The sequence below is a fragment of the Bradyrhizobium sp. BRP19 genome, from assembly GCF_020194195.1.
Classification (GTDB): Bacteria; Pseudomonadota; Alphaproteobacteria; order Rhizobiales; family Xanthobacteraceae; genus Bradyrhizobium; species Bradyrhizobium yuanmingense.
This window is the reverse complement of sequence record NZ_JADYVZ010000025.1, coordinates 34289-46207: the sequence shown is the minus strand read 5'-3', so window position 1 is coordinate 46207 and position 11919 is coordinate 34289. Positions and strand designations below refer to the sequence as shown.

Sequence of the window (11919 nt, the reverse complement as noted above, 5' to 3'; positions counted from 1 at the left end):
CGTCCGCGGTTCATTGGTCTTGCCAAGGAAAAAACATTAGTGGGAGGAACTGATGCTGCTCAGGGGTAAGACGGCCATCATTTCGGGCGCGGCCTCGCCGCGCGGCATCGGGCTTGCCACCGCACGGCGGTTCGCTACCGAGGGCGCGCGGGTTACCATTCTCGATATCGATGCCGCAGCCGCAGCGGGTGCAGCGAGCACTCTTGGTACAGAGCATATTGGGCTGCCGTGCGACGTCGCCGACAAGTCGTCATGCGAGCGTGCGGTCACTCGCGTAATGGAAGCATTCGGCGGCGTCGATATCCTGATCAACAATGCCGGCATCACCCAGCCGGTGAAGCTCTTGGAAATTTCGACCGGCGACTGGGATCGTATCCAGGACGTCAATTTGAAGGGTGTTCTGTTCCTTTCCCAGGCGGTGATCCCGCATATGCGCGCCCGCAAGTCTGGATCGATTGCGTGCATGTCGTCAGTCTCAGCCCAGCGTGGTGGCGGAATATTTGGCGGCCCGCATTATTCGGCGGCCAAGGCGGGTGTGCTTGGTCTCGCCAAGGCGATGGCCCGTGAATTCGGCCCGGACGGCATCCGCGTAAATTGCGTGACGCCCGGCCTGATCGGCACCGATATTACCGCGGGCAAGCTGACGGACGAGATGAGGGCGAAGATCCTGGAAGGCATTCCGCTCAATCGCCTTGGCACGGCAGACGACGTCGCCGGCATCTACACCTTCCTGGCTTCGGATCTCTCCGCCTACGTGACTGGTGCCGTGATCGACGTCAATGGCGGCATGCTCATCCACTGAGCCAGCAAGACAAGGTCCAGATCGATGGAAACACTGACCAACACGCCCAAGCTGGCGGACCGCGCCTACAACATTCGCCGCAATGCGCTGCGCATGGGCGAGGTTCAAGGCCAGGGCTATATCGCACAGGCGCTGGACATCTCGGACGTCCTCGCCGTGGCCTATTTCCACGCGATGCGCTACCGGCCGGAAGATCCCTCCTGGGAAGACCGCGACCGTTTCCTGCTCTCGAACGGGCACTATGCCATCGCGCTCTATGCGGCTTTGATCGAGGCGGGGATTGTCCCCGAGGAAGAGCTCGAAACCTACGGCAGCGACGAGAGCCGCCTGCCGATGTCGGGCATGGCCTCCTACACGCCCGGAATGGAGATGTCGGGCGGCTCGCTCGGGCTTGGGCTCAGCATCGCCGTCGGCATGGGCCTCGGGCTCAAGCGCAAGAAATCCGAGGCGCGGGTGTACACGTTGTTCTCCGATGGCGAGCTCGACGAGGGGGCGGTCTGGGAAGCTATTCAGTCGGCGGGCCATTACAGGCTCGACAATCTGATCGGCATCGTCGACGTCAACAATCAGCAGGCGGACGGTCCTTCCACGCAGGTGATGGCGTTCGAGCCGCTGGTCGAGAAGCTTCAGGCTTTCGGCTGGTTCGTGCAGCGGATCGACGGCAATGATCTCGATGCCGTCATTGCCGCGTTCGATGTCGCGAAGTCTCATCCCGCGCCAAAACCGCGGATGATCGTCGCCGACACGCTGATGGGCAAGGGCGTTCCCTTCCTGGAGCAGCGCGAGAAGAACCATTTCATCCGCGTCGAGCAGCACGAATGGCAGCTCGCGCTGGCTGCGTTGGAAGCCGGGAGGCAGGCATGAAGACCGTCAGATCAGCACCCCAGCCGGGCAAACCGCGCCTGACTACCTCGGCCATGATCGCCTCGATCGCGGGAGAGGGACAGAAAACGAAGCCGGCGCCGTTTGGACACGCACTCGTCGAGCTCGCGCGCAGCCGTCCCGATGTGGTCGGCATGACGGCCGATCTCGGCAAGTACACCGACCTGCACATCTTCGCGAAGGAGTTTCCGGATCGTTATTACCAGATGGGCATGGCCGAGCAGCTTTTGTTCGGCGCGGCCTCCGGTCTTGCCGCCGAAGGCTTCATGCCATTCGCAACCACCTATGCGGTGTTTGCATCGCGACGCGCTTACGACTTCATCCACCAGACGATTGCGGAGGAAGACCGCAACGTGAAGATCGTCTGCGCATTGCCCGGGCTGACCTCAGGCTATGGCCCGAGCCATCAGGCCGCGGAGGATCTCGCGCTGTTTCGCGCCATGCCGAACATGACGGTCATCGACCCCTGCGATGCCCATGAAATCGAGCAACTGGTGCCCGCGATCGCGGCGCATCAGGGCCCGGTCTACATGCGCCTGCTGCGAGGCCAGGTGCCGGTCGTGCTGGACGAATACGACTACAAGTTCGAGCTCGGCAAGGCCAAGCTGATCCGTGACGGGAAGGATGTTCTAATCATCTCGTCCGGCATCATGACAATGCGTGCGCTCGAGGCGTTGCAAAGTCTGAAGAACGACCGCGTCGATGCCGCGGTGCTCCACGTTCCGACCATCAAGCCACTCGACGCCGAGGCGATACTGCGTGAAGCCGGTAAGTCAGGCCGGCTGGTCGTCGTTGCCGAAAACCACACGACGATTGGCGGTCTCGGCGAGGCGATCGCCGCACTCCTGATGCGTTCAGGCGTCCATCCGCTTTTCCGCCAGATTGCATTGCCGGACGAATTCCTTGACGCCGGCGCACTTCCGACGCTGCACGACCGCTACGGCATTTCGACCGCCGAGGTCGCAAGGCAGATCAAGCAGTGGCTTTAGCGGACCGGCACTAAACGCCAGTCAGGCTCCGAGTGAAGAGTTCCACCCGCTGCAGATTGCGGCGGGCGAGCGATGGCTGTTGCCCGAATGTGGGCGGTCGAAGAGCCCGGACAGCTGGAAACCAGCGCAGGCCCATGCAGCCGGCACAACGTCAATACAGGATCAGGAGGAAAACATGACTGTGTCGAAGCCCGGACGGATCAGCCGCCGTTCGCTATTGATGGCGGCGAGCGCCGTACCTCTCTGCGGGATTCGGACCCGTCCAGCATCTGCCGCCGAGTTCGTCTACAAGTTCGCAACCGGACAGGACCCGACCCATCCGGTGAACATCCGCGCGCAAGAGGCGATCGACCGCATCCGCGAAGCGACCAGCGGACGGCTGGAGATCAAGCTGTTCCCGGCCAATCAGCTCGGCTCCGACACCGAACTACTGACCCAGGTTCGCAGCGGTGGCGTCGAGTTCTTCAACCAATCGTCCTCGATCCTCGCCACCCTGGTACCTAGCGCGGGCATCGTGAATACCGGCTTCGCGTTTGCCGACTACGACAGCGTATGGAAAGCCATGGATGGCGATCTCGGCACCTATATCCGGACGCAGATCGCCAAGACACCGATCATGGCGGTGTCGAAGGCCTGGGATAACGGCTTCCGCCAGGTGACCTCGTCCGGCCGCGAGATCCGCACCCCGGATGATCTGAAGAATTTCCAGATCCGCGTCCCGCCCGCGCCGCTGCTCACCTCACTCTTCAAGGCGCTCGGCGCCGGGCCCACCCCGATCAACTTCAACGAGGTCTATTCCGCGCTGCAGACCAAGGTCGTCGACGGCCAGGAGAATCCGTTGCCCATCATAGCGACCGCGCGCCTCTATGAGGTGCAGAGCACGTGCAGCCTGACGGGGCACGTCTGGGACGGCTACTGGATCCTCGGCAACAAGCGCGCCTTCGAGCGCCTGCCTAACGACGTGCAGGAGATCGTGACGCGCGAGCTCGATCGCTCCGCGGTCGATCAGCGTGCCGACATCGCAAAGCTCAGCCAGTCACTACGCAACGATCTCTCGGCCAAGGGTCTCAAATTCATCGACGTCGATCGCGCCGCTTTCCGCCAGGCCTTGTCCAAAACCAGCTTCTACGCCGACTGGAAAGCCAAGTTTGGCGAGGAGGCATGGTCGCAGCTCGAAAAAGCCGCGGGCCAGCTATCATGACGAGCGTGAGCCATCCGCCCCACGCCGATGCCGGTGTGGCGGCCGGCCCGTCGCAGGCTAGCCGGCGCAGTTGGGTGATAACGACGAACACGGTGCTTGGTCACGTTGTGGCGGTCCCGGCAGCACTGCTCGTGCTGGCGGAGATAGCGGTGCTGTCTGCCGGCATCGTGGGTCGATACGTGTTCCGCTCGCCGATCATCTGGTCTGACGAGCTTGCCGGCATTCTCTTCCTCTGGCTGGCCATGTTCGGTTCCGTGATTGCGTTCCAACGCGGCGAGCACATGCGCATGACCGCTATTGTCGGCGTACTGAGTACAGAAGTTCGCGCGTTCCTGGACACCGTCGCGGCCGCAGCATCGCTGGCCTTCCTCGTGCTGGTCGTCTGGCCGGCCTATGAGTTCGCGGCCGACGAGGCCTTCGTGACGACGCCGGCGCTCGAGATCGTCAACAGCTGGCGCGCGGCGGCGTTGCCGATCGGGATTGGATTGATGCTGGTCGCAGCGGTCGTCCGCCTCATCCGGATCGCGAGCCCGCGCAGCTTGCTGGCTTCCTTAGCGCTCGTTGCAGCCATCATTGCGACCTTCGTTCTGCTCGCTCCCGCCTTGAAGCCGCTCGGCAATTTGAACCTCCTGATCTTCTTCGTTGTCGTCGTGGGGGCGATGGTTTTTGCGGCCGTGCCGATCGCGTTCGCATTTGGTCTTGCGACGGTCGGCTATCTCGCCTTGACGACCAGCACGCCCGACGTGGTGATGATCGGGCGAATGGACGAGGGCATGAGCCACCTCATCCTGCTCGCCGTGCCGCTCTTCGTCTTTCTCGGCCTCCTGATCGAGATGACGGGCATGGCGCGCGCCATGATCAGCTTCCTGGCGAGCCTGCTGGGCCACGTGCGGGGCGGGTTGCACTACGTGCTGGTCGGAGCGATGTATCTGGTCTCGGGCATTTCCGGCTCCAAGGCAGCGGACATGGCTGCGGTGGCTCCTGTGCTGTTTCCCGAAATGCGGCAGCGCGGGGCCAAACCGGGTGACCTCGTTGCGCTTCTGGCGGCAACCGGAGCGCAGACCGAAACGATCCCGCCCTCGCTAGTCCTGATCACAATCGGCTCGGTGACCGGCGTGTCGATCTCGGCGCTCTTCACTGGCGGGTTGCTCCCGGGCGTGGTGCTCGCGGTCATGCTCGCGGCGGTGGTCTGGTGGCGATATCGCCGCGAGGACCTGTCTCACGTCAAAAGGGCGAGGGCCCGGGAGATTGGCCGCGCCTTCGTCATCGCGATACCGGCCATCGCGCTGCCTTTCGTGATCCGGACCGCGGTGGTCGAAGGCGTCGCGACGGCAACGGAGGTCTCGACCATCGGCATTCTTTATTCGGCCTGCGCGGGTCTCTTCGTCTATCGCCAGTTCGACTGGCGTCGCATCTATCCGATGCTGGTCGAGACAGCCTCGCTGTCAGGCGCGATTCTGCTCATCATTGGCGCGGCGACAGGCATGGCCTGGGCACTGACCCAATCGGGATTTTCTGCCTCTCTGGCCAAATTCATGACCAGCCTTCCCGGCGGGGTCCCCGTCTTCCTGGCCGTGACGATCGTGACTTTCGTGATCCTCGGCAGCGTGCTGGAGGGAATCCCGGCTATCGTCCTGTTCGGCCCGCTGCTGTTCCCGATCGCGCGGCAGGTCGGGGTGCACGACGTCCACTACGCGATGGTGGTCGTTCTCGCCATGGGCATCGGCCTGTTCGCGCCGCCGTTCGGCGTCGGTTACTATGCCGCCTGCGCCATCAGCCGCATCAACCCGGACGAGGGCATGAAGCCGATCGTGGGCTACATGATCGCGCTGCTGATCGGCACCCTGATCGTCGCAGCCGTGCCCTGGTTGTCGATCGGCTTCCTTTGACGAGCTCGGCAGGAGCCTCGCGGAAACCCGTGCCTCCTGCTCGGGCGAATTTCGGCAGGTAAAGGGGCAGGCCGTCGCAAGGCATATCGATCTGCTCGACCTGGCCCTTGCCAACCTCCGTCACCCGGAGCTTCTTGCCTCCGAGCGTGAAGGCACAGTTCGTCGGCTGAGGCCCATCCAGGATCAGCCGATCGACCACTTCGCCGCGCTGGTCCAGCATCGCGACGTTCTTCTGGTTGTAGACGGTGCAATAAAGCCGGCCGTCCGCGCCGAAGGACATCCCATCCGGCCCTTTGAAATCGAGGTTGGCATCGGGCTGCAGGACGTTGCCGAAGAGGGCGCGTTTCGGCGCAGCTTCGCCGAGCACGTCATATCGATCGATATCAACGGTAATGGACGCGTTGCCGCGCTCACATCGGGACGCTGCGAACGCTAGAGATCACCGGCGTCCTGATCAGCGGCGATCGTGTTGAAGGCTTTCGTGAAGGCGCTTCGGCGCTTGTTCAAACTTTTGGGCGGCCCCATCACTAAGCACCTTGTGGTTTCGTGCATCTTCCGCCAACCAAGAACCGTCCGATTTGACCACCGCGCAGTATGCGGGGCGCGACGCGCCCGCGTTTACAAGGCTAATCTCCTGTAAGGTCGCAGAGCAAACGATCTTGACCTTAACACCCTCAACTTCGCGATATTTGTCCCCGTGCATGAGCGCAACAAAGCTCAAAGCCGTGCGATGGCCGTCTCGCACCGACTCATAAGCTTTTCGACGACTGGGTGTATTCCTGAGGATCAGCCGCACCGCGAGTCCGTGTTGATCACTGTGCAAGACCAGGCGGTCGTCAGCGGTGGCGATTAACCAACGCGCCAACCGCAGCGGAAACCATCTCATTCATAGGAGGACGCCTGATAATGTGGTCTGAAGCAAGTACCAAGATCGCTTCAATTGCTCTTTGACGCAATGCAGAGTTTGGAGCGGACCAGAGCTTGCTCGGTGCCGTTGCGAGGTCGGCCCGGTCTCGGAAGACCGGGGCCGGGCTTCGCACCGGCGGGGGTTATAGGGGGAGCGTGCGAACATCTAGTGCGAAGGTTTTTCGAGCTGGTGCGAGGGTGCGAAGATTCGGCTAAGTTTGGTGGTTTTCAGTCAACTACAGCTTGACTCAACCATCGGAAGAGATCGACCATCCGGCAACCAAGCGCTATGGGAGGATATTGTCATGCCCAGAACGTTGGAAGTGCCCGAAGGGCAACTGATCGAAATCGCGCGCACTGTATATCGGTCAATGCCAGCAACCGGCGACGATGCTGTGCAACGGCAGCGCCGGTTGATCGCCACGACATGGCTCCGTCAGCTAGTAGAAGCTGTACACAACTGGAATCTTGAATTCATCGCTGTTCTAGGAAGGTATCCAGGATTTGGGAGGTCTATGAATCCGTCCGATTATGCCGAATTCTTTCGAGAGTTGGACGAGTATGAACACCAGTTGCGAACGCGCGGAGGCGGGATCAAGGACAGACTCTGTCGCCGGCTGATCCAGTTGAACAAGCGGCTCGACAAGGATTTCGGATGGCTTGCGCAGGCAGATAGCGGCGCTTTCAGCCAACTCAAAAGAATCTCGAACGATTCCTATCAAAATGAAGTCGGTGTAATTGAACTAGCTCGAAAGGTGATTGCGGAAATAAGATATCCAAGCGACTTGCCTCGTGACCTTCAAGGAGAGGCAATATCAGACGGTACTGACTATTTAGCTTACCAGATCGCTCGAACCGATGCAGTCCGAAAGATCATAACTCAATACGCAGCAACGAGCAGGCAGATCGTCGATAAACTGAGAGATTTCAGCGCGTCTGCGGATGCGCAACTCCTATCGTTGGAAGAATTCGCGAAGCGAGAGAGTAATTATTCTCAGCATTCAGACAGTGATTTGTTGGAAACTGAAACATGGATTGAGCAAATGTCGAATCGATCTCACATCGTGAACACGCGCCTTTATACAATCCTCGCGTTTTGCTTTGGCGTTATTTTTCTTGGAGTGCTGCTCGCGCTTACAGCGGCGTTTCCCAACCCCACGAAAGCGCAGCTAAAGTTCTGGGCGTCCATCTTGGCTTTATCTGCGGGGGCAGTATCGACCGTGATGAGCGGTTTGATCAACGTGCGGCTCTCGTTTGGAAAGCAGTTGGTGGTCGGCGCGACAGGGGCGTTCGCTGTCTTTGTGATCACGTTTTTTTGGAACCCGGCGATCTTGGAGTAGGGACCCGCGGCGTCGCCCAAGCCAAATAAAGGCATGTCCCGGCCTAAGCGGAAGTGGGACATGCCTCATTGGCTAATTGGTGTTGGTGACCAACACATCATACCGTCGCGAAGGCGGCCCTTGCGTTTCAATGCGCAATACGCCCGTATCCAACAGCCGCCGCATAGCTTCGGCCATCTGGTGCTTTGAATAGCGCTTCGCGTCCGAGTGTTCGACTATCCGCTTAGGCGCATACGCCGCACCCGGCTTTGGACTGAGCCGGTGACCTTGCGCAGTCAACTTGATGAACGTTGCAAGAAACACATCATCAGCGGCACGCTGCGCAAGGCTAGCCGCCGCCGAAATCGGCATGCACGCCCGGAAATCAGACCTGTTTGAAATTGAGGTTGGGGACGACGATGGAGCCAAGGCTGCGCCACGGAATGATCCGCGTGGCAGATCAGTTTCTTGGCCGGACTCGCTGTTGCGTCAAGGGACGGCCAAGTGCCTCCACGGTTGACTTCTCTGCTTTCCGGACGCTCTTGTTTTCCGCATCTCGGTCCTGAGACATGTCGTCCGTTCCTGGGCAAACGGTGCCTGCCTCATCTGCACACAAGCAATACGCGCGCACTGTCATGGTATTGACCTTATCCATCCGTGCGATGAGCTGGTTACCGATGGCGCGGCACGCCGCGGGACTACGGGTTTCGACTCGGCTTGTGCTTTGGAGAGTCCAGTTGATTTTCGTTTCTAGGTCGCCCTTGTCGATGCCCTGGGATCAGCCGGAGGTTGCCCAATAAAGTACAAAATCAAGAGGGTTGTCTGTAGTGAATCTGCCATGGTGAACCTCTATTGGCCGACTGCCCGCAGAGTTTGCAATTGTTGCCGAATCTGCTGAAGTGAGACTTGTTGATCTTCGAGGACCGAAATGGTTGACGTGACCTGGCGCGCGCGATTTCGTTTGAAACCAGCGCCACCTTCGGGCAGCGTCAAGAGGTCATATTTCGCGACGACCGCCGGCTTCTTCGTGAAGATGATGCTCAAGGTCTCGTCGAGCTGATAATACCCTCCCAGTGTGAGAAAATCGGTGCCTGGCGGGAATGTGTAGGTGTAGCTCGCGGTCCCATTGAATTTCACGGCGAACTGAGCCGTGAATTTGGGGTTGTCGATGGCCGAGCCTGCGAGAGCCGTGGCCTGCACGGAACGATAGAGCCAATCCTTGATCGCCAGATTCTTTGTGAGCGAATGGTACGAAATCGTTTCGCACTCGCAGGGCAGGGCACTATCTAGGATAAGTTTCTCAGAGTCGAAATTGAAATCGACGCTTCCGGTATGGCTGCCCCTCATATCAAGGGTGACGCCGTTACCACCGCCGATGACCCAGTTCGAGAAGCGTGTCGTCGCCGTAGCGGGCACCTTCCGCGTCAAGCCGACACCAGGAACGATATCCGCTTCTGATTTTGGATTGAGTGTGACCGCGATCTTCCAGTTTCGTGCATTGAACAGTTCATGCGGCACCTCGCGGTCAAGCGTGCCGAGCGCATCCTGGAGCTCGCAGGCCGAATGGAGCATGATCTCCCCCATCGGCAGAGCCCAGTCCGGAGCAATGTCGGGCATGATGACGCATCCGCCGAGCCCGCCTGCCAGCACAAGCGCTAATCGCCGCGATCCTGTCACGTTCGTCCCCTTGCCTCGTTCGTTCCCCGCTGCATGCGAAATCGCTTCCCCTCGCGATCCTGCCTTATGCAGCTACCCGCTCGCACTATTGCAGGCCATCCCCCGCAATGCGCTCCTGCCGCAAAGTCACGTAACCGGCCCACCATCCGCGCCAGCGATCGACAGCGGGCCCACTTTCCAACCGATACGCAAAGACCGCCGAACCGCCACCGCTATCGATACTGCAGGTGATATCGTGTGCATTATTTTCGCTCTCTGCCTTCGGCACACAGGCTACAACCTTGTAGCCGGGCTCTGCAGCAAATCGGGACTGGTAGTTGCGGGAATGCGATGCCAGGGCGACGGGGTGATCGTCCTTGGTCTCTGAAACCGTGTAGCTTCTCTCAAGCTTGGCGGGGCCCAGGGGCGCTTTCGACGCCGTCCCGTCGACCGCAATGGTGGTGTTCGCGTCGACCACGAGATCGTCCTGAGCCACGCGCCAACACCGCTTGTCCTCGGCAATGTCATACAAAGGACTTGCGATTAGCTCCGACGCGGGGATGAAGTAATTCACAACGTTTACTTTGCGTGTCTCGCCGCCGAAGGTCCACTGGACAATGCCGCCTGCCGCGATACCCAACAGAAAGCCGTGATCTTCGAAAACCGGGCCCCCGCTGTTGCCCGGGTTCATCACAGTGTCCGTCTGCCACCGCAGTTCCTTGGGTGGGGAGCCGTGATTGCTGATCAGACCGCCCGACAAGCTCAGGTCCTGATTGAGCGGAAAGCCCAGTACGAGCACCGAAGTGCCCATCGGAGCCTGGGACGGTTTTAAGACAATGGGGATAGGGCAGCGCTTCCCGCCCGCGTCGGAAACGGGTGTGCTCAGCTGGAGCAGCGCTAGATCACGATCCGGATGGAGAAGAGAGGAGTGGGCGGACAAGTGCCTCGCGCCGTCTGGGCTCATGTCGAACCGCGCGACACTTTTGCTCTCGCTGCGGTCAGTCCAGGGGGCTGGCGATTGCCAAGGAAAAGCATCCGATCGTAACCAGCTACTGACATCGAACCAACCCTTGGGACAACCCCACGAGCCAGACGTCTCTCATACGGGGGCTGACCTCCAGTATGTCGCTCTGCTACCGCCGATTCATCCGCAGGGTGCCGATCTTGAGAGGCTCCGCCGCAAGTGCGAAGGTGAGATTTTGCTGGGACTTTTTCTCGTGGCCGCGAAGCGCTTTAATGATGGATGGGTGATCCGTCGTGAAGAGAAGCTTCTCATCGAGGCACGCCTCAACTTCCTTCTTAGGCCGCTTGTCGGATACGAGGCCGAGCATCAGGATTGGGCGGATCGTCGGCTTAACATTAATGCCGGGCGAGGTAGCTCGCGCGTCACCCATGACGGGATCCGTTTCCCAATACTTATCGGGATCGAAGAAAATCATGGGGGTCACTTCGTCGAGGGTCTTCGCGTAGTAGTTCCGCTCCACGTCCTGGTAGACCTCCCGCATGGTTCCGCCGCCGCCTCGCCCATAGACGATGCCGGCACGCGAATTGTTGACGAGGGCCTCTTCCCTTAGGCTGTTCTGAAAATACTTTGCATAGTGTGTTGCGAAGGGCATAGTCGGCTCGGCACCGTAGAGCCAGGTCGGGATAGCGAGGCTGACGGGGAGAATTTCGGGCGCCTTGGCTCGCGCCTCGAGCGCTACTTTCAGCCATCTGCGTGCGTCGTCAATGGCGCCGAGCTTTTCGTCCTTGATGGTCCAGGTGTCAGTAAAAAGGTCATCCAGAATGGGCCCCTTCGGTACAGCGCTTAAAAGGCCGATCGCTTCGTCGAGCGGACCTACGCTCTCGAACGATGAAAAAGCCACGCCCAGATGAGCGGCCTCCATCACCCCCGGCCCTCCGCCCGTGACCAAGAGAAAGTGCGCGCGGGCAAGTTCGCGCGCCAAATAAGCAATGGCTTTATAGGCCGCATGGTCTCGCGGAAGACTGTGACCTCCCATCACGCCGACCAGCGGCCGTTGAACCGTTTTCAGAAAGATGCGTAGGGCATCGGCGATGGCTGCGTCGTGCGCGGCTTGCGCGGCGCGGACGGCGAGTGACGTTGGCACCGGCCCGCCGTCGGTTGCGAACTCACGGTAGATCGCAAAGTCCCGGGAGAGCGTGAAGCCCATGGGGTCCCATGGGTTGAAGCCTCCGAGCAACTCCTGAGCGGTGTACAGTTGGCTAGGCACAATGACGCCCATCGCAAAGCCTCCGGCGAAAATGACAAAAGTAA

The 11919-nt window shown here is 60.2% G+C and carries 12 protein-coding genes; 6 read left to right on the top strand and 6 right to left on the bottom strand.

Annotated elements, in window-relative coordinates; genetic code table 11:
• Positions 1 to 52 precede the first annotated feature (52 nt).
• From I6F36_RS35525 to I6F36_RS35505, 5 genes are all read left to right on the top strand, one after another.
• Positions 53 to 802: an SDR family NAD(P)-dependent oxidoreductase gene (locus tag I6F36_RS35525; protein WP_225173057.1), complete on the top strand. Its 750-nt coding sequence runs from the start codon at positions 53 to 55 to the stop codon at positions 800 to 802.
• Between the two features lie 24 nt (positions 803 to 826).
• A complete protein-coding gene (locus I6F36_RS35520) occupies positions 827 to 1666 on the top strand; it encodes a transketolase (RefSeq protein WP_225173056.1) in 840 nt (279 codons plus the stop codon).
• Complete coding sequence (locus I6F36_RS35515; RefSeq protein WP_225173055.1) at positions 1663 to 2673, top strand: transketolase family protein; 1011 nt, start codon at positions 1663 to 1665, stop codon at positions 2671 to 2673. The genes I6F36_RS35520 and I6F36_RS35515 overlap by 4 nt, the downstream gene beginning before the upstream one ends.
• Before the next feature lie 175 nt (positions 2674 to 2848).
• Complete coding sequence (locus I6F36_RS35510) at positions 2849 to 3874, top strand: TRAP transporter substrate-binding protein (RefSeq protein WP_225173054.1); 1026 nt, start codon at positions 2849 to 2851, stop codon at positions 3872 to 3874.
• The gene (locus I6F36_RS35505; RefSeq protein WP_225173053.1) at positions 3871 to 5763 is read left to right on the top strand and encodes a TRAP transporter large permease subunit; all 1893 of its coding nucleotides are present in this window, start codon (positions 3871 to 3873) and stop codon (positions 5761 to 5763) included. The genes I6F36_RS35510 and I6F36_RS35505 overlap by 4 nt, the downstream gene beginning before the upstream one ends.
• Here the strand turns inward: I6F36_RS35505 and I6F36_RS35500 are convergent.
• On the bottom strand, positions 5657 to 6130 hold the full coding sequence (locus tag I6F36_RS35500) for an SMP-30/gluconolactonase/LRE family protein (protein ID WP_225173052.1): 474 nt from the start codon (positions 6128 to 6130) through the stop codon (positions 5657 to 5659). The genes I6F36_RS35505 and I6F36_RS35500 overlap by 107 nt on opposite strands.
• An 87-nt stretch (positions 6131 to 6217) precedes the next feature.
• Positions 6218 to 6649, bottom strand: coding sequence for an HK97 family phage prohead protease (locus I6F36_RS35495; RefSeq protein ID WP_225173051.1), 432 nt, complete (start codon positions 6647 to 6649; stop codon positions 6218 to 6220).
• Between the two features lie 325 nt (positions 6650 to 6974).
• Here I6F36_RS35495 and I6F36_RS35490 point away from each other — a divergent pair, with 325 nt between their 5' ends.
• The gene (locus I6F36_RS35490) at positions 6975 to 8009 is read left to right on the top strand and encodes a hypothetical protein (RefSeq protein WP_225173050.1); all 1035 of its coding nucleotides are present in this window, start codon (positions 6975 to 6977) and stop codon (positions 8007 to 8009) included.
• Positions 8010 to 8081: 72 nt separating this feature from the next.
• Here I6F36_RS35490 and I6F36_RS35485 read toward each other — a convergent pair whose 3' ends face one another.
• From I6F36_RS35485 to I6F36_RS35470, 4 genes are all read right to left on the bottom strand, one after another.
• The gene (locus I6F36_RS35485; protein WP_225173049.1) at positions 8082 to 8360 is read right to left on the bottom strand and encodes a hypothetical protein; all 279 of its coding nucleotides are present in this window, start codon (positions 8358 to 8360) and stop codon (positions 8082 to 8084) included.
• Positions 8361 to 8837: 477 nt separating this feature from the next.
• Positions 8838 to 9605 carry a hypothetical protein gene (locus I6F36_RS35480; RefSeq protein ID WP_225173048.1) on the bottom strand — a complete coding sequence of 256 codons (768 nt, stop codon included), beginning with the start codon at positions 9603 to 9605 and terminating at the stop codon, positions 8838 to 8840.
• Positions 9606 to 9750: 145 nt separating this feature from the next.
• Positions 9751 to 10608, bottom strand: a complete 858-nt coding sequence (locus tag I6F36_RS35475; RefSeq protein WP_225173047.1) for a serine protease — start codon at positions 10606 to 10608, stop codon at positions 9751 to 9753.
• A 169-nt stretch (positions 10609 to 10777) separates the two neighbouring features.
• Positions 10778 to 11887: a hypothetical protein gene (locus I6F36_RS35470; RefSeq protein ID WP_225173046.1), complete on the bottom strand. Its 1110-nt coding sequence runs from the start codon at positions 11885 to 11887 to the stop codon at positions 10778 to 10780.
• Between the last annotated feature and the right edge of the window lie 32 nt (positions 11888 to 11919).